This window comes from Pseudomonas sp. I8001 (assembly GCF_013385345.1).
Taxonomy (GTDB): Bacteria; Pseudomonadota; Gammaproteobacteria; order Pseudomonadales; family Pseudomonadaceae; genus Aquipseudomonas.
Genome location: NZ_JACAQC010000005.1, coordinates 162,685 through 179,153, shown reverse-complemented (window position 1 = coordinate 179,153; position 16,469 = coordinate 162,685). Strand labels below are relative to the sequence as shown.

The window sequence follows — 16,469 nt, the reverse complement described above, 5'->3', positions numbered from 1 at the left end:
TTATGGGTAAGAATGTCGTAGTCCTGGGCACCCAATGGGGTGATGAGGGCAAAGGCAAGATCGTTGATCTGCTGACCGAACATGCTGCCGCCGTAGTGCGCTACCAAGGTGGCCACAACGCTGGCCACACCCTGGTCATCGATGGCGAAAAAACCGTCTTGCACCTGATCCCGTCGGGTGTACTGCGCGAAGGCGTGCAGTGCCTGATCGGCAACGGCGTGGTGGTTGCACCTGACGCCCTGTTGCGCGAGATCACCAAGCTGGAAGAGAAAGGCGTGCCAGTGCGCGAGCGCCTGCGTATCAGCCCTTCCTGCCCGCTGATCCTGTCCTTCCACGTTGCGCTGGACCAGGCCCGTGAAAAGGCCCGTGGCGAGCTGAAGATCGGCACGACCGGTCGCGGCATCGGCCCGGCCTACGAAGACAAGGTTGCACGTCGTGGCCTGCGTGTGGGCGACCTGCTCAACATGCCGCGCTTTGAAGACAAGCTGCGTGAACTGGTGGATTACCACAACTTCATGCTGGTGGGTTACTACAAAGAGCCGGCCATCGAGTTTGAAAAGACCCTGGCCGAGTGCAAGGAATACGCCGAGCTGCTCAAGCCGCTGATGCTGGACGTGACTGCCGAGCTGCACGACCTGCGTCGCGCCGGCAAAGACATCATGTTCGAAGGCGCCCAGGGCTCGTTGCTGGACATCGACCACGGCACCTATCCGTACGTCACCAGCTCCAACACCACCGCTGGCGGCGTTGCGACGGGTTCGGGCGTTGGCCCGATGTTCCTGGACTACATCCTCGGCATCACCAAGGCATACACCACGCGTGTAGGTTCGGGTCCATTCCCGACTGAACTGTTCGACGACGTCGGCGCGCACCTGGCCAAACAAGGCCACGAGTTCGGCGCGACGACCGGCCGTGCCCGTCGTTGTGGCTGGTTCGACGCCGTTATCCTGCGTCGCGCTATCGATGTGAACAGCATCTCGGGCATCTGCCTGACCAAGCTGGACGTACTCGACGGCCTGGAAACCATCAACATCTGCATCGGCTACAAGGATGCGGAAGGCAAGGACGTTGCCCCGACTGACGCGGACAGCTACGTAGGCCTGCAGCCTGTGTACGAAGAAGTGCCAGGCTGGACCGAATCGACCGTGGGCGCCAAAACCCTGGAAGAACTGCCAGCCAACGCCCGCGCTTACATCAAGCGCGTTGAAGAGCTGATCGGTGCGCCGATCGACATTATTTCGACGGGCCCGGACCGCAACGAGACCATCGTTCTGCGTCACCCGTTCGCTTAATAAGCTGTTGATGTAAAAAGCAAAGGGCTCCTTCGGGAGCCCTTTGTCGTTTCCGCCTGGTAAACGGCACGACCCTTGCTATGGTTCTTTCTTTCGCGGTGCTATCAAATTAATGGCACCCGTGGTGGAGGGATTCCCAGTGTCTGCCGTTCTCTCATTGTTACAAAGCCGGCTGTTGCGGCCGGTGTTCGTTACCCTAGGTATCGCTCTTTTGGTGCAGGTACTGGTGGCCGTCGCCCTGACGCGAAGCACCGTCACTGCATTGGAAGCTGATTTGGGCAATCGCCTGGGCGTCGACAGCCAGAAACTGTCCGGCGAGTTGGCGCAAGCCGGCAAGGAAGTGACATCCAGCCTGGACAGTCTGTCTTCCAGCACGCGCCAGCGTCTGACGGCGGGGCTTTCCACGCGCCTGCAGGAAGAGCAGAAGCAACTGCGTGCGACCCTGGAAAAAGACCTGCAGGACTCTGCCAATGACATGGCGCAACTGCTCGCCTCGGTGGCGCCGCGCGCCATGTGGGACAGCGACGTGCCGACGCTGTCTGAGTTTGCCCGCAGAGCCCAGCGCAATCCCAACGTGTTGTTTGTGGTGTATGACGACGCGGCTGGTGAGCACCTGACCCGTTACCTCAATCGTGAAAACCCGATCAACCAGGCGCTGCTGGAAAAGGGCAAGGGCGAACGTGCCCTGGATAAAGTGCTGGATGCGGCGAAGAATGATCCCTCGGTGTTCTACGTCGAAGCGTCCATCAGCCCCAATGGCGTAGAGATCGGCAAGGTCCGCATGGGGGTTTCGACTGCCTCGGTCGAGGCTGACCTGGCCGCGCTGGACAAGCGTTTTGCTGCACTGATTGCCAGCGGTGACCAGTTGGTGGGCGACAGCCTCAAGGGTGCCGCGGCTGACAGCGCGGCGGCCATGGGCGCGCGTTTGCAGTCGGCGCAAGCCACCGCCACCCAGATGACCGCCAATACCACCAGCGCCGTGCAAGAGGCGGCGGGCACCTTGCGCTGGCGCATCGGCATGGGCCTGGCGGTGGTAGGTTTTGGTGTATTGCTGTTGATTGCTGTAGTGCTCGGCCGTCGGGTGGTCAATCGCCTGAAGCTGCTGATTGCAGCGATGGACGATCTGGCGGCAGGCGAGGGCGACCTGACCAAGCGTGTGCAGATCAACAGCCGGGACGAAATCGGCGACATGGCCTCGGCGGTCAATCGCTTTGTGGATAAGTTGCAGCCGATCGTGCGTGAAGCCGGTGATGTGGCCCAGCGTACCGGTGTGGAAATCGGCGCGATGACCCTGCGCAATGCGGGTGCCGATGCGGCCGCCGGCTTGCAGCGTGATGAGGTTGCCGAAAGCCTGCGGGCGCTGTCGCAAATGGCGGATGAGGCCCAGGCGGAAAGCCATGCGATGCAGGCGGCCTTGCAGCAGGTGGTGGATATTCGCCAGGCGACTGATGAAAATTCCCGCACTTCAGCCGAAGTCGGCAGCTTGATCGAGGCGTTGGCGGGGCAGGTGCAGGCCGGTTCCAAGGTGATCGAGCGGCTGGCGCAGCAGAGCGAGCAGATCGAGGTGGTGTTAACGGTGATCCACGGGATTGCCGAGCAAACCAACCTGCTGGCGCTCAACGCGGCTATTGAGGCGGCGCGAGCCGGTGAGACCGGGCGCGGCTTTGCGGTGGTGGCGGACGAGGTTCGCGCCCTGGCCAGTAAAACCCAGAGTTCTACCGGCGACATCCAGGCCCACATCGTGGCCTTGCAGCAAGGCGCCCGTGAGGCTGTGGAAACCATCGGCAAGGCCGGGCGCCAGGCCAGCGAAGGTTTGCTGGTATTACGCGACAGCGTGCGCCTGCAGCAGTCGGTGCAGGCCTCGGTGGAGCAGGTGCATGCAGCGATTGGCCTGGCGACGCGGGCGGCTGAGCATCAGGCGCAGGGTGCGCATGCGGTGCGTGGGCGGGTGGAAATCATCCATGCCCAGGCAGAGCGGGCCGCTCAGGCGGTGGTAGAGACCACCGCCAGTGGCAAGGTGCTGGATGGGCTGGCGGCGCAGTTGAAGGCGAGCCTGGGGCAGTTCCGGGCTTGATGTCGCCTGGTGCGGCCCTTTCGCGAGCAAGCCCGCTCCCACATTCGACCGAGTTCCACTTCTGGAATGCGAGCAAATGTGGGAGCGGGCTTGCTCGCGAAAGCTATTTCAGCGGCTCAGGTACATCCGCGTCGTAAGCAGATACACCGGCAGTCCCGACACCAAAATCAACAATGCCGCATAGGGCGCCGCTGCCGCGAATTCCACATTCGAGGTGTGCGCCCACACGGCAGTTGCCAAGGTGTTCAGCCCGGTAGGGCTAAGCAGCAACGTCGCCGTCAATTCCTTCATTGCATCCAGGAATACCAGCGCAAACGCCGCCCCCAATGCCGGGAAAATAATCGGCAGCGTCACCCGGCAAAACGCACTGAACGACGACGCGCCCAGCGTTCTCGCCGCCTCTTCCAGCTGTGGTGCTGCCTTGTTCAGCGCCGTGCGGATCGGCGCCTGGGCCAGGGGCAAAAACAGCAGCGCATAAGCGATCAGCAACAGCGCCGACGTCTGATACAGCGCCGGCACGTAATGCAGGGCGAAATACACCAGTGTCAGCGCAATCACCAGGCCGGGCAGGGCGTGCAGCAGGTACGGCAGACGCTCGGCCCACAGTGCGAGCTGGCCCTTGTAGCGCACCACCAGCAAGCCCACGGGCACGGCAAACAACAGGCAAAGCGCGGCGCCGCCCAGGGACAGCGCCAACGAAGAAAGCAGCGCCTCGCTGATCTCGGCTATCGGAAATGCCGCCGAACTGCCCACTGCCAGCCAGTAACCGAGCATGCCCAGTGGAATGCCGCTGCCGATGATCGCCAGGAGCAGGCAATACAGCTGCCCCAGCGCCGCCCATTTGCCGAGTCGAACCTGTTCGGCATGCCGCGCCGCGCCCTGGCCGGTACGCACGTGTCGGCCCTTGCCGCGCACCCGCAGCTCCAGCCAGAGCAGCGTCAGGCACATCACCAGCAGCACCGCCGAGAGCATCGCCGCATTGGCGTTGCTGAACTCCAGCTCGAATTGCTGGTAGATCGCGGTGGTAAACGTCTGCAAGCCGATGATCGACAGCGCGCCGAACTCCACCAGCATATGCAGGGCAATCAACAGTGCCCCGGCCAGCAGCGACGGCCACAGCAGTGGCAAGGTGATGCGAAAGAATACGCCCCAGCGATTCAGTCCGAGGGTGCGGGCCGATTCTTCCAGGGATGGATCAAGATTGCGCAGGGTTGCCGCCACCGGCAGAAACACCAGTGGGTATTTGGACAGGGTCATCACCAGGATCGCTCCGCCCAACCCTTCAAAGTTGGCGCTTAACGAAACCCAGGTAAAGCTGCTGACAAACGCCGGCACCGCGAACGGCAGGCACAGGATCACTCCCCAGATCCGCCGCCCCGGCAGGTTGCTGCGTTCCAGCAGCCAGGCCAGGGACAAGCCGATCACGCCGCAGGCCACGGTGACGCCGACCATCAGCGCCAGGGTGTTGCGCAGCAACCCGAATACATAGGGCCGCCACAGCAAATGCACCGCTTCGGCCCATCCTGCCTGCCAGGCCTTGAGGCCGACATACGCCAGCGGCAACAGGCTCAGGCCTACCAGCAGCAGGACTGGTAGCAGCAACCAGATCGAAGGGCGTTTGCGTCTCGGCGTAAAACCCCCGCGCAAGGCGGGGGCGGGGAGCGATGGGTTCATCAGTTCAAGCCAACGTCACGTTCCAGTTCCAGGGCTTCTTCGGCGTTGCCCAGGTCGGCAGGGGTGACTTTCGGCGGTTGCAGCTCGCTGAAAGGCTTGAGGCCGCGGTTGGATTCCATGCCCTTGCGCAGCGGGTATTCGGCGGAAGTGTTGGTGATCACCCGCTGGCCTTCTTCGCTGGCCATGAATGCCAGCAGTTGCTGGGCTTCCTTTGGATGCTTGCTGGATTTCAGTGCAGCCGCGGCAGACACGGTGATCAGGCCACCGGCATCGCCGTTGGTGAAGTAGTGCAGCTGCGAATCCAGGTTGGTTTTTTCTTTCTTCAGGGCGAACCAGTAGTAGTTGTTCACCAAGACAGTGGCGACTTCGCCATTTTCCACGGCCTTGAGCGCAACCATGTTGTTGCTGTAGACCTTGCCGAAAGCGCGCAGGCCGGTCAGCCACTCTTCAGCCGCTTCGCGACCGTGCAGCTTGATGATCGCTACGGCTTGTTCCTGGAACGCGCCGCTGGTGGGCACGAAACCGACCTTGCCTTGCCACTCGGGCCCGGCGAAATCCAGTACCGACTTGGGCAGGTCTTTCTCGGCGATCAGTTTCGGGTTGAAGGCCACGACGCGGGTGCGTGCGGTCACGCCCATCCAGGCGCCGTTGGCGGCCACGTATTCCTTCGGCAGGACGTCGAGGGTGCTGGCGTCGATGGTTGCCAGCAGGCCTTGCTCGCCGAGTTTATTCAGCGGCGGCGATTCTTCGGTGTAGATCACGTCGGCAGGGGAGCGGTCACCTTCTTCGACGACCTGGCTGGCCAGCTGGTTGCTGCTGCCCTTGCGCACATTGACGTGGATGCCGGTCTTGGCTTCGAAGGCCTTGGCAAGTTCATCGCCGACCTCCTTGTGTTGGCCGTTGTACAAGGTCAGTGCAACCTTATCGGCAGAATAGGCGGCGGGCGAGAGCAGGGTCAGGCCGAGCAGAGTGATGGTCAGGCCACGCAGAAGGGATGTCTTGAGACGGGTATCGCGGATCATCATCCGGGGTTTTCCTCACTTGAGTGCAACAAATCCTTACAAGGATAAACGATAAAACTTCTCAAGTGCGGACGAGGGGGGAAATCACCGGTCAGGTTTTCAAACCCCGGAAACGAAAAAACCCGCTTTCGCGGGTTTGATCTGAATTTGGTGCCCAGGAGAAGACTCGAACTTCCACGACCTTGCGATCACCAGCACCTGAAGCTGGCGTGTCTACCAATTTCACCACCTGGGCATTATCAACGCTTGCGCTGTTGATGGAGCGAACTATACGGAGGGCTTTTTGATCTGTAAACCCCTGATTCAAAAATATAAATCAAGATTCTCTTTAAAAATCAAAGGCCTGAAACGCAAAAACCCGCTTTCGCGGGTTTTTGGAGACTCAAGGCATAACCTTGAGTTTGAAATTGGTGCCCAGGAGAAGACTCGAACTTCCACGACCTTGCGATCACCAGCACCTGAAGCTGGCGTGTCTACCAATTTCACCACCTGGGCAGCATCAACAACGTTGCCGTCGTCGATGGCGCGCACTATACGGAGGCTATTTTGAGCTGTAAAGCCCTGCCATGAAAAAAGTCTGGAATATTTCGCCGACGGTCGCGCAAGGTGCATTCCAAGGGCTACAAAGTGCTTTTACGGGCTTGTTGACACCTGAAATTTCCCGTTTCAATACGCGTATGCCAAACTAACCCGCATATAGACAAGGTGAAAACTCTCTAATGGCCGATTGGCAGTCCCTCGATCCCGAGGCCGCTCGTGAAGCGGAAAAATATGAAAACCCTATTCCTAGCCGCGAACTGATCCTGGCGCACCTCGCCGATCGGGGTTCGCCTGCTAGCCGCGAGCAGCTGGTTGAAGAGTTCGGTCTGACCACCGAAGACCAACTCGAGGCCCTGCGTCGTCGCCTGCGCGCCATGGAGCGCGATGCCCAGTTGATCTACACCCGCCGCGGCACCTACGCGCCGGTGGACAAGCTCGACCTGATCCTCGGCCGCATCGCCGGCCACCGTGACGGTTTCGGCTTCCTGATCCCGGACGATGGCAGCGACGACCTGTTCATGAGCCCGGCGCAAATGCGCCTGGTGTTCGATGGCGACCGTGCCCTGGCCCGCGTTTCCGGCCTCGACCGTCGCGGTCGCCGTGAAGGCGTGATCGTCGAAGTGGTGTCCCGTGCCCACGAGTCCATCGTCGGCCGTTACTTCGAAGAAGGCGGCATCGGTTTCGTGGTGCCGGATAACCCCAAGGTCCAGCAGGAAGTGCTGATCACTCCGGGGCGCAACGGCGCCGCCAAAGTGGGCCAGTTCGTCGAGGTGAAAATCACCCACTGGCCCACTGCGCGCTTCCAGCCACAGGGCGATATCGTTGAAGTGGTCGGCAACTACATGGCGCCGGGCATGGAGATCGATGTTGCGCTGCGCACCTACGATATCCCTCACGTCTGGCCTGAGGCTGTGCTCAAAGAAGCCGCCAAGCTCAAGCCGGAAGTCGAAGAAAAAGACAAAGAGAAGCGCATCGACCTGCGTCATCTGCCGTTCGTCACCATTGACGGCGAAGATGCCCGCGACTTCGACGATGCGGTCTACTGCGAAGCCAAGCCTGGCAAACTGCGCCTGTTCTCCGGCGGCTGGAAGTTGTTCGTCGCGATTGCCGACGTGTCCAGCTACGTGAAGATCGGTTCGGCCCTGGACAACGAAGCCCAGGTGCGCGGCAACTCGGTGTACTTCCCCGAGCGCGTCATCCCGATGCTGCCTGAGCAGCTGTCCAACGGCCTGTGCTCCCTGAACCCGAAAGTCGACCGTTTGGCCATGGTGTGCGAGATGACCATCTCGAAAACCGGCGAAATGACCGACTACCAGTTCTACGAAGCGGTGATTCACTCCCAGGCGCGCCTGACCTACAACAAGGTCAGCACCATCCTGGAACAGCCGAAAACCAGCGAAGCCAAGGCCCTGCGCGGTGAGTACGGGCATGTCGTGCCGCATCTCAAGCAGCTCTACGCGCTGTACAAGGTGCTGTTGGGCGCTCGTCACGTGCGTGGCGCGATCGACTTTGAAACTCAGGAAACCCGGATTGTCTTCGGTTCCGAGCGCAAGATCGCCGCGATCACCCCGACCACGCGCAACGATGCTCACAAGCTGATCGAGGAGTGCATGCTGGCGGCCAACGTGGCCACCGCAGAATTCCTCAAAAAGCACGAGATTCCTGCGTTGTACCGGGTGCACGACGGCCCGCCGCCGGAGCGTCTGGAGAAGCTGCGCGCGTTCCTCGGTGAGCTCGGCCTGTCCCTGCACAAAGGCAAGGACGGCCCGACGCCGAAGGACTACCAGGCTCTGCTCGCGAGCATCAAGGACCGTCCGGATTACCACGTGATCCAGACCGTCATGCTGCGCTCCCTGAGCCAGGCGGTGTACAGCGCCGATAACCAGGGCCACTTCGGCCTGAATTACGAAGCGTACACCCACTTCACCTCGCCGATTCGTCGTTACCCGGACTTGCTCACGCACCGGGCGATCCGCAGCGTGATCCATTCCAAGCAGAACACCCCGCACGTCAAGCGTGCTGGTGCCATGACCATTCCGAAGGCACGGATCTATCCGTACGACGAAGCGGCCCTGGAACAGTTGGGCGAGCAGTGCTCCATGAGCGAGCGCCGTGCCGACGAAGCCACCCGCGACGTAGTGAACTGGCTCAAGTGCGAGTTCATGAAAGACCGCGTGGGCGAGTCGTTCCCGGGCGTGATCACTGCCGTGACCGGTTTTGGTTTGTTCGTCGAGCTGACCGACATCTACGTCGAGGGCCTGGTGCATGTCACCGCCTTGCCGGGCGACTACTACCACTTCGACCCTGTGCATCACCGCCTGGCGGGCGAGCGCACCGGTCGCAGCTTCCGTCTGGGCGATACCGTGGAAGTGCAGGTCATGCGCGTCGACCTCGACGAGCGCAAGATCGATTTCGGTATGCCTGACAAGCCGGCTGAACCGACTGGCCGTAAAAAACGTGGCGGCGAAACTGCAGCCCCGGCCAGCAAAGGCAAAGGCGCTCCTGCGAAAGCAGCGGTCGCCGAGCCTGCGCCAGCCAAGCCTGCGCGTCGTTCGTCTGCCAAGGACAAGGCCCCCGAAGCCTACCGCCCTAGCGATGCCGCGGCGAAAAACGCCGAGCTGCGCAAGAGCCGCGAGTTGAAGCAGCAGTTGCTCAACGAAGCCAAAAGCGGTGGTAAAGCGGCGTCTGGGGGAAAGTCCCGCGAGGCGGAAAAGCCGTCGAGCAAGCCGAGTAAACACCGTAAAGGCCCGCCAAAAGCGGGTTCGGCCCCCGCGAAAAGCGGCGGGTCGCGCAAACCTAAGGCCAAGTCATGAGTCTGGAAAAAATCTACGGCGTACACGCCGTAGAAGCATTGCTGCGTCACCACCCGAAACGCGTCAAGCAGGTGTGGTTGGCAGAAGGCCGCAGTGAGCCGCGTGTTCAAGCGCTGGTCGAACTGGCCAATCAGAACAAAGTTGCCATCGGCCAGGCCGAGCGGCGCGAGATGGACGTCTGGGTCGAAGGCGTTCACCAGGGCGTGGTAGCCGACGTCAGTCCAAGCCAGGTCTGGGGCGAAGCGATGCTCGACGAGCTGCTCGACCGCACCGAAGGCGCACCGCTGTTGCTGGTGCTCGACGGCGTGACCGATCCGCACAACCTCGGCGCCTGCCTGCGTTCGGCGGATGCTGCCGGTGCGTTGGCGGTGATCGTGCCTAAAGACAAGTCGGCAACCTTGACGCCTGTAGTGCGTAAAGTCGCCTGCGGTGCGGCGGAAGTGATTCCGCTGGTGGCCGTGACCAACCTGGCGCGCACCCTGGAGAAACTCCAGCAGCGCGGTCTGTGGGTCGTGGGTACGGCGGGGGAGGCCGAGGTCAGCATTTATGACCAGGACCTCACCGGCCCGACCATCCTGATCATGGGTGCCGAAGGCAAGGGCATGCGCCGCCTGACCCGCGAGCATTGCGATTACCTGGTGCACCTGCCGATGGCCGGTAGCGTCAGCAGCCTCAACGTTTCAGTCGCAACGGGCGTCTGCCTGTTCGAAGCCCAGCGCCAGCGCGGCGCCAAGGCTAAAGCCAAGAAATAACCAAGTCTGGCGCAGGTCAAAATGTGGGAGGGGGCTTGCTCCCGAATACGGTGTATCAGTCAGTGCATTTGGTGACTGGCACATCGCTTTCGGGAGCAAGCCCCCTCCCACATTTGTTTTTGTGGTGTATGGGGGCTGTTCAAATAATCACCAATCACCTTGCACCCTTTCTCCCCCTTCTCTACAATTGCGCCCCTTGCCTTCATGGCAGGCACGCATGTGCCTCCCTTCGGCAAGATCCATAAGTGTCATTCACTCCTTGTCTGACCGTTTTTGAGCGGCAGGCTACAACCCGTAAGGAGCATTCATGCGTCATTACGAAATCATCTTTTTGGTCCACCCGGATCAAAGCGAGCAAGTCGGCGGCATGGTAGAGCGTTACACCAAGCTGATCGAAGAAGACGGCGGCAAAATCCACCGTCTGGAAGATTGGGGCCGTCGTCAACTGGCCTACGCAATCAACAATGTTCACAAGGCTCACTACGTGATGCTGAACGTTGAGTGCACTGGCAAGGCCCTGGCCGAGCTGGAAGACAACTTCCGCTACAACGATGCAGTGATCCGTAACCTGGTCATCCGTCGCGAAGAAGCCGTTACCGGCCAATCCGAGATGCTCAAGGCTGAAGAAAACCGCAGTGAGCGCCGTGAGCGTCGCGACCGTCCTGAGCACGAAGGCGCTGAAAGCGCTGATAGTGATGACAGCGACAACAGCGATAACGCTGACGAGTAATCCACGGACCTTTTAAGGAGCCTATCAAATGGCACGTTTCTTCCGTCGTCGTAAATTCTGCCGCTTCACCGCTGAAGACGTGAAGGAGATCGATTACAAAGATCTCAACACTCTGAAAGCCTACGTATCCGAGACCGGCAAAATTGTTCCAAGCCGCATCACCGGTACCAAAGCTCGTTATCAGCGTCAGCTGGCCACCGCTATCAAGCGCGCCCGCTTCCTGGCCCTGCTGGCCTACACCGACAGCCACGGCCGCTGAGACCGGGCAGTCGACAAGTAGTAAGGGATTGAATGCATGCGCGCCTTAGCTGAGTTCATCATGCGCGGTCGTGTGCAGGCCACTCTGGTAGTGGCTGGATGTGCAGCATTGCCGTTGTTGTATTGGTTGGGTGCTGCCGCGGGTTGCCTTGTGCTTCTGCGGCGCGGTTTGAAGGACGCCCTTGGCGTTCTTGCCCTGGGAATACTGCCGGCCTTGGTCTGGTGGTTGAAATTCGATGATCCACGGGTACTTCTGGTACTGCTCGGTTCATCGACCCTTGCGTTGGTTTTGCGCGCAAGTGAGTCCTGGGTCCGTACGCTGCTGGTCAGCGTGGCATTGGGGTTGGTGTATTCACTGGCGCTTGGCGCGGCTTTCCGCCCGCAAATCGAGGCGCTGGCGCAGGAGATCATCAAGATCCTGCCGCTGGCCCTCGGGGATCTCTACCAGCAGTTATCGGTAGAGGAGCGAGCGCGCTTTGCGTCAGTGGTTGCACCGATGCTTACCGGCCTGATAGCGGCACTGTTGCAGATTGTCAGCTTGCTGAGCCTGATTCTTGGGCGTTACTGGCAGGCGTTGTTGTATAACCCGGGTGGTTTTGGTCGCGAGTTTCGCAGTATCAGAATCCCCGCTGGACCGGCGATGTTGCTGCTGGCGTTCATGGTGGTCGGGCCGACTTTTGGCCTGGCGCTGTTGGTGCCGTTGTGCAGCGTACCGCTGGTATTCGCCGGCCTGTCCCTGATTCATGGGCTGGTGGCGCAAAAGCGACTGGGCAGATTCTGGCTGGTGGGGTTGTACGTGACGCTGTTGCTGTTCATGCAGCTGATCTATCCGTTACTCGTGGTCTTGGCCATTGTCGACGGCCTGATTGATTTTCGCGGTCGTCTGGCGCCGAAAGACGCCGATAACGCGAACGGTGAAGGTTAAAAGTTAGAGGATTTTCACATGCAACTGATCCTTCTGGAAAAAGTCGCCAACCTGGGCAACCTGGGCGACAAAGTGAACGTTAAGGCCGGCTACGGTCGTAACTACCTGCTGCCATACGGCAAAGCCACCGCTGCAACCGCTGCCAACCTGGCTGCGTTTGAAGAGCGTCGTGCCGAGCTGGAAAAAGCAGCAGCAGACAAAAAAGCTTCGGCCGAAACTCGCGCTGCCCAACTGGCTGAGCTGGAAGTGACTATCACTGCCACCGCCGGTGACGAAGGCAAGCTGTTCGGTTCGATCGGCACCCACGACATCGCTGATGCACTGACCGCCTCCGGCGTTGAAGTGCAGAAGAGCGAAGTTCGTCTGCCGAACGGCACCATCCGCAACGTTGGCGAATTCGATGTAGCCGTGCACCTGCACGCTGAAGTCGAAGCAACCGTACGCGTTGTTGTGGTAGCAGCTTAAGCAACACCTAACTGACTGGCACCTCGCGTGCCAGGCAGTTAACATCGGGCACGATCCTGTTCACAGGTCGTGCCTTTTGTTTTTCTGTAGCCCCAGATTCTCCAACTATTCCAAGTGGCCATGAACGATATCTCCGCTCCTGAGCAATATGACCTGCAAACCGCTGCCCTGAAGGTGCCGCCGCATTCCATCGAGGCCGAACAGGCCGTGCTCGGTGGCTTGATGCTGGACAACAACGCCTGGGAACGCGTGCTGGATCAAGTCTCGGACGGCGATTTCTACCGTCATGACCACCGCCTGATCTTCCGCGCCATTGCCAAGCTGGCCGACCAGAACTCACCGATCGACGTGGTGACCCTGGCCGAGCAATTGGACAAGGAAGGCCAGACGTCCCAGGTGGGCGGCCTGGGTTACCTGGGCGAGCTGGCGAAAAACACGCCATCGGTTGCCAACATCAAGGCCTATGCACAGATCGTCCGTGCGCGGGCCACGTTGCGCCAGTTGATCGGCATCGCCACCGAGATCGCCGACAGCGCGTTCAACCCGGAAGGCCGCACCGCCGAAGAGATTCTCGACGAAGCCGAACGGCAGATCTTCCAGATCGCCGAGGCCCGGCCTAAAACCGGCGGCCCGGTCAGCGTCAACGACTTGCTGACCAAGGCCATCGACCGTATCGACACCTTGTTCAACACCGACAACGCCATCACCGGCCTGTCCACCGGCTACACCGACCTCGACGGCATGACCAGTGGCCTGCAGCCAGCCGACTTGATCATCGTCGCCGGCCGTCCGTCCATGGGTAAAACCACCTTCGCCATGAACCTGGTGGAAAACGCCGTGTTGCGCAGCGACAAGGCCGTACTGGTTTACTCCCTGGAGATGCCAGGCGAATCGCTGATCATGCGTATGTTGTCGTCCCTGGGCCGCATCGACCAGACCAAGGTGCGTGCCGGCCGCCTGGAAGACGACGACTGGCCGCGGCTGACCTCGGCGGTCAACCTGCTCAACGATCGCAAGCTGTTTATCGATGACACCGCGGGCATCAGCCCGTCGGAAATGCGCGCGCGTACCCGACGCCTGGTGCGTGAGCACGGCGATATTGCCCTGATCATGATCGACTACCTGCAGTTGATGCAGATCCCGGGCTCCAGCGGTGACAGCCGGACCAACGAGATTTCCGAGATTTCCCGCTCGTTGAAAGCCCTGGCCAAGGAATTCAACTGCCCGGTGGTTGCCCTGTCGCAGCTCAACCGATCTCTTGAGCAGCGTCCGAACAAACGCCCGATCAACTCCGACTTGCGGGAATCCGGAGCGATCGAGCAGGATGCTGACGTGATCATGTTCGTATACCGGGACGAGGTGTATCACCCGGAGACCGAGCATAAAGGCATCGCTGAAATCATTATCGGTAAACAGCGTAACGGGCCAATCGGCACCACGCGCCTGGCCTTCATCGGTAAATACACCCGCTTCGAGAACCTGGCGCCGGGCAGCTATAACTTCGAAGACGAGTAAAAGCGCTGCCCGCCAATTCCGACTGCAAAGGTCGGAATTGGTCAAATTTTGTGCTATATTCCGCGCCCGCGATTTTTCATCTCAACACCGGTCACCGTCATGCAAACAGCCAAGCCGTTATTTGACTATCCCAAGTACTGGGCCGAATGTTTCGGTCCTGCGCCATTCCTGCCGATGAGCAGGGAGGAGATGGATCAGCTTGGCTGGGATTCATGCGACATCATCATCGTCACCGGTGACGCGTACGTGGACCATCCGTCGTTCGGCATGGCAATCATCGGCCGGCTGCTGGAGTCCCAGGGCTTTCGCGTCGGGATCATTGCCCAGCCCAACTGGCAGTCCAAAGACGACTTCATGAAGCTCGGCGAGCCGAACCTGTTCTTCGGCGTCGCGGCCGGCAACATGGACTCGATGATCAACCGCTACACCGCCGACAAGAAAATCCGCTCCGATGACGCCTACACCCCAGGCGGCATGGCCGGCAAACGTCCGGACCGCGCGAGCCTGGTCTACAGCCAGCGCTGCAAGGAAGCCTACAAGCACGTGCCGATCGTGCTCGGCGGCATCGAAGCCTCCCTGCGCCGCATCGCCCACTACGACTACTGGCAGGACCGTGTACGCAACTCGATCCTGATCGACGCCTGCGCCGATATCCTGCTGTACGGCAACGCCGAGCGGGCCATCGTCGAAGTCGCCCAGCGCCTGTCGTGGGGCCACAAGATCGAAGACATCACCGACGTGCGCGGCACTGCGTTCATTCGCCGTGACACGCCCGAAGGCTGGTACGAGGTGGACTCCACCCGTATCGACCGTCCGGGCAAGATCGACAAGATCATCAACCCGTACGTGAACACCCAGGACACCCAGGCCTGCGCCATCGAGCAGGAAAAGGGCCCGGTGGAAGATCCGGAAGAGGCCAAGGTGGTACAGATCCTGGCCAGCCCGCGCATGACCCGTGACAAGACCGTGATCCGTCTGCCGTCCGTGGAAAAAGTCCGTGGCGACTCGGTGCTGTATGCCCACGCCAACCGCGTGCTCCACCTGGAAACCAACCCGGGCAACGCCCGCGCGCTGGTACAGAAGCACGGCGAAGTGGATGTGTGGTTCAACCCGCCGCCCATTCCCATGACTACCGAAGAAATGGACTACGTGTTCGGCATGCCTTACGCCCGTGTTCCACACCCGGCGTACGGCAAGGAAAAGATCCCGGCCTACGACATGATCCGCTTCTCGGTGAACATCATGCGTGGCTGCTTCGGCGGCTGCACCTTCTGCTCGATCACCGAGCACGAAGGCCGGATCATCCAGAACCGTTCCGAAGAGTCGATCATTCGCGAAATCGAAGAGATCCGCGACAAGGTGCCAGGCTTCACCGGCGTCATTTCCGACCTCGGCGGCCCGACCGCGAACATGTACCGCATCGCCTGCAAGAGCCCGGAGATCGAATCCGCGTGCCGCAAGCCATCCTGCGTGTTCCCGGGCATCTGCCCGAATCTGAACACCGACCACTCGTCGTTGATCCAGCTGTACCGCAGCGCCCGTGCGTTGCCGGGCGTGAAGAAGATCCTGATCGCTTCCGGCCTGCGCTACGACCTCGCGGTCGAGTCGCCGGAGTACGTGAAGGAGCTGGTGACCCACCACGTCGGTGGTTACCTGAAGATCGCCCCGGAACACACCGAGGAAGGTCCGCTCAACCAGATGATGAAACCGGGCATCGGCAGCTATGACAAGTTCAAGCGCATGTTCGAGAAGTACACCAAGGAAGCGGGCAAGGAGCAGTACCTGATTCCTTACTTCATCGCCGCCCACCCGGGCACCACCGATGAAGACATGATGAACCTGGCCCTGTGGCTCAAGGGCAACGGCTTCCGCGCCGACCAGGTGCAGGCGTTCTACCCGTCGCCAATGGCCACCGCCACGGCGATGTACCACTCGGGCAAGAACCCGCTGCGCAAGGTTACCTACAAGAGCGACGCGGTGACCATCGTCAAGAGCGAAGAACAGCGCCGCCTGCACAAGGCCTTCCTGCGCTACCACGACCCGAAGGGCTGGCCGATGCTGCGTGAAGCATTGACTCGCATGGGCCGTGCCGACCTGATCGGGCCGGGCAAGGAGCAACTGATCCCGTTGCACCAACCGTCCACCGACAGCTACCAGAGCGCCCGTCGCAAAAACTCGACGCCGGCTGGCAGCCACAAGGTTGCGAAGGAAACCACCACCAGGATCCTCACCCAGCATACCGGCTTGCCGCCCCGTGGCAGTGACGGCAGCAACCCGTGGGACAAGCGTGAGCAAGCCAAGGCCGCGGCCATGGCGCGCAACAAGCAGGCCGCCAAGGAGCGCACCGACGCCGCCAAGGGCAAAGGCAAGAAGCCAGCCCGCAAGCCGGTGGTGCCGCGTTGATCGCTG

Annotated in this window: 12 protein-coding genes and 2 tRNA genes; 10 read left to right on the top strand and 4 right to left on the bottom strand. The window is 60.8% G+C overall.

The annotated features are described in order from the left end of the window. Nucleotides 1-2 precede the first annotated feature (2 nt). Both HX839_RS02630 and HX839_RS02625 read left to right on the top strand, forming a co-directional pair. Complete coding sequence (locus HX839_RS02630) at nucleotides 3-1,292, top strand: adenylosuccinate synthase (protein ID WP_003217505.1); 1,290 nt, start codon at nucleotides 3-5, stop codon at nucleotides 1,290-1,292. Nucleotides 1,293-1,431: 139 nt separating this feature from the next. Further along, entirely contained in the window at nucleotides 1,432-3,366 is a 1,935-nt protein-coding gene (locus HX839_RS02625; RefSeq protein ID WP_008439098.1) for a methyl-accepting chemotaxis protein, read from the top strand. A gap of 108 nt (nucleotides 3,367-3,474) precedes the next feature. On the opposite strand, the gene HX839_RS02620 is transcribed toward HX839_RS02625, so the two are convergent. The 4 genes from HX839_RS02620 to HX839_RS02605 form a co-directional block, all read right to left on the bottom strand. After that, the gene (locus HX839_RS02620; protein ID WP_003217500.1) at nucleotides 3,475-5,040 is read right to left on the bottom strand and encodes an iron ABC transporter permease; all 1,566 of its coding nucleotides are present in this window, start codon (nucleotides 5,038-5,040) and stop codon (nucleotides 3,475-3,477) included. Then, a complete protein-coding gene (locus tag HX839_RS02615) occupies nucleotides 5,040-6,065 on the bottom strand; it encodes an extracellular solute-binding protein (RefSeq protein WP_008439094.1) in 1,026 nt (341 codons plus the stop codon). The genes HX839_RS02620 and HX839_RS02615 overlap by 1 nt, the downstream gene beginning before the upstream one ends. A 145-nt stretch (nucleotides 6,066-6,210) precedes the next feature. Further along, nucleotides 6,211-6,297: transfer RNA gene (locus HX839_RS02610), tRNA-Leu, on the bottom strand. Between the two features lie 173 nt (nucleotides 6,298-6,470). Beyond that, nucleotides 6,471-6,557, bottom strand: a tRNA-Leu gene (locus HX839_RS02605). A gap of 224 nt (nucleotides 6,558-6,781) precedes the next feature. On the opposite strand from HX839_RS02605, the gene rnr reads away from it, so the two are divergent. The 8 genes from rnr to HX839_RS02565 all read left to right on the top strand — a co-directional run bounded on the left by rnr (nucleotide 6,782) and on the right by HX839_RS02565 (nucleotide 16,463). Then, nucleotides 6,782-9,415, top strand: a complete 2,634-nt coding sequence (rnr, locus tag HX839_RS02600; RefSeq protein ID WP_008439093.1) for a ribonuclease R — start codon at nucleotides 6,782-6,784, stop codon at nucleotides 9,413-9,415. Next, nucleotides 9,412-10,167, top strand: coding sequence for a 23S rRNA (guanosine(2251)-2'-O)-methyltransferase RlmB (gene rlmB, locus HX839_RS02595; RefSeq protein ID WP_003217493.1), 756 nt, complete (start codon nucleotides 9,412-9,414; stop codon nucleotides 10,165-10,167). Before rnr ends, rlmB begins: the two co-directional genes overlap by 4 nt. A gap of 307 nt (nucleotides 10,168-10,474) precedes the next feature. Further along, on the top strand, nucleotides 10,475-10,897 hold the full coding sequence (gene rpsF / locus HX839_RS02590) for a 30S ribosomal protein S6 (protein ID WP_003217491.1): 423 nt from the start codon (nucleotides 10,475-10,477) through the stop codon (nucleotides 10,895-10,897). A gap of 28 nt (nucleotides 10,898-10,925) precedes the next feature. Beyond that, nucleotides 10,926-11,156 carry a 30S ribosomal protein S18 gene (rpsR, locus tag HX839_RS02585; protein WP_002551829.1) on the top strand — a complete coding sequence of 77 codons (231 nt, stop codon included), beginning with the start codon at nucleotides 10,926-10,928 and terminating at the stop codon, nucleotides 11,154-11,156. A 36-nt stretch (nucleotides 11,157-11,192) separates the two neighbouring features. After that, on the top strand, nucleotides 11,193-12,080 hold the full coding sequence (locus HX839_RS02580) for a hypothetical protein (protein WP_003217488.1): 888 nt from the start codon (nucleotides 11,193-11,195) through the stop codon (nucleotides 12,078-12,080). Between the two features lie 18 nt (nucleotides 12,081-12,098). Beyond that, nucleotides 12,099-12,545: a 50S ribosomal protein L9 gene (gene rplI / locus HX839_RS02575; protein ID WP_003171376.1), complete on the top strand. Its 447-nt coding sequence runs from the start codon at nucleotides 12,099-12,101 to the stop codon at nucleotides 12,543-12,545. Nucleotides 12,546-12,665: 120 nt separating this feature from the next. After that, nucleotides 12,666-14,060, top strand: coding sequence for a replicative DNA helicase (gene dnaB, locus HX839_RS02570; protein WP_003217484.1), 1,395 nt, complete (start codon nucleotides 12,666-12,668; stop codon nucleotides 14,058-14,060). Between the two features lie 99 nt (nucleotides 14,061-14,159). Next, nucleotides 14,160-16,463: a YgiQ family radical SAM protein gene (locus tag HX839_RS02565; protein ID WP_008439091.1), complete on the top strand. Its 2,304-nt coding sequence runs from the start codon at nucleotides 14,160-14,162 to the stop codon at nucleotides 16,461-16,463. Nucleotides 16,464-16,469: the final 6 nt, after the last annotated feature.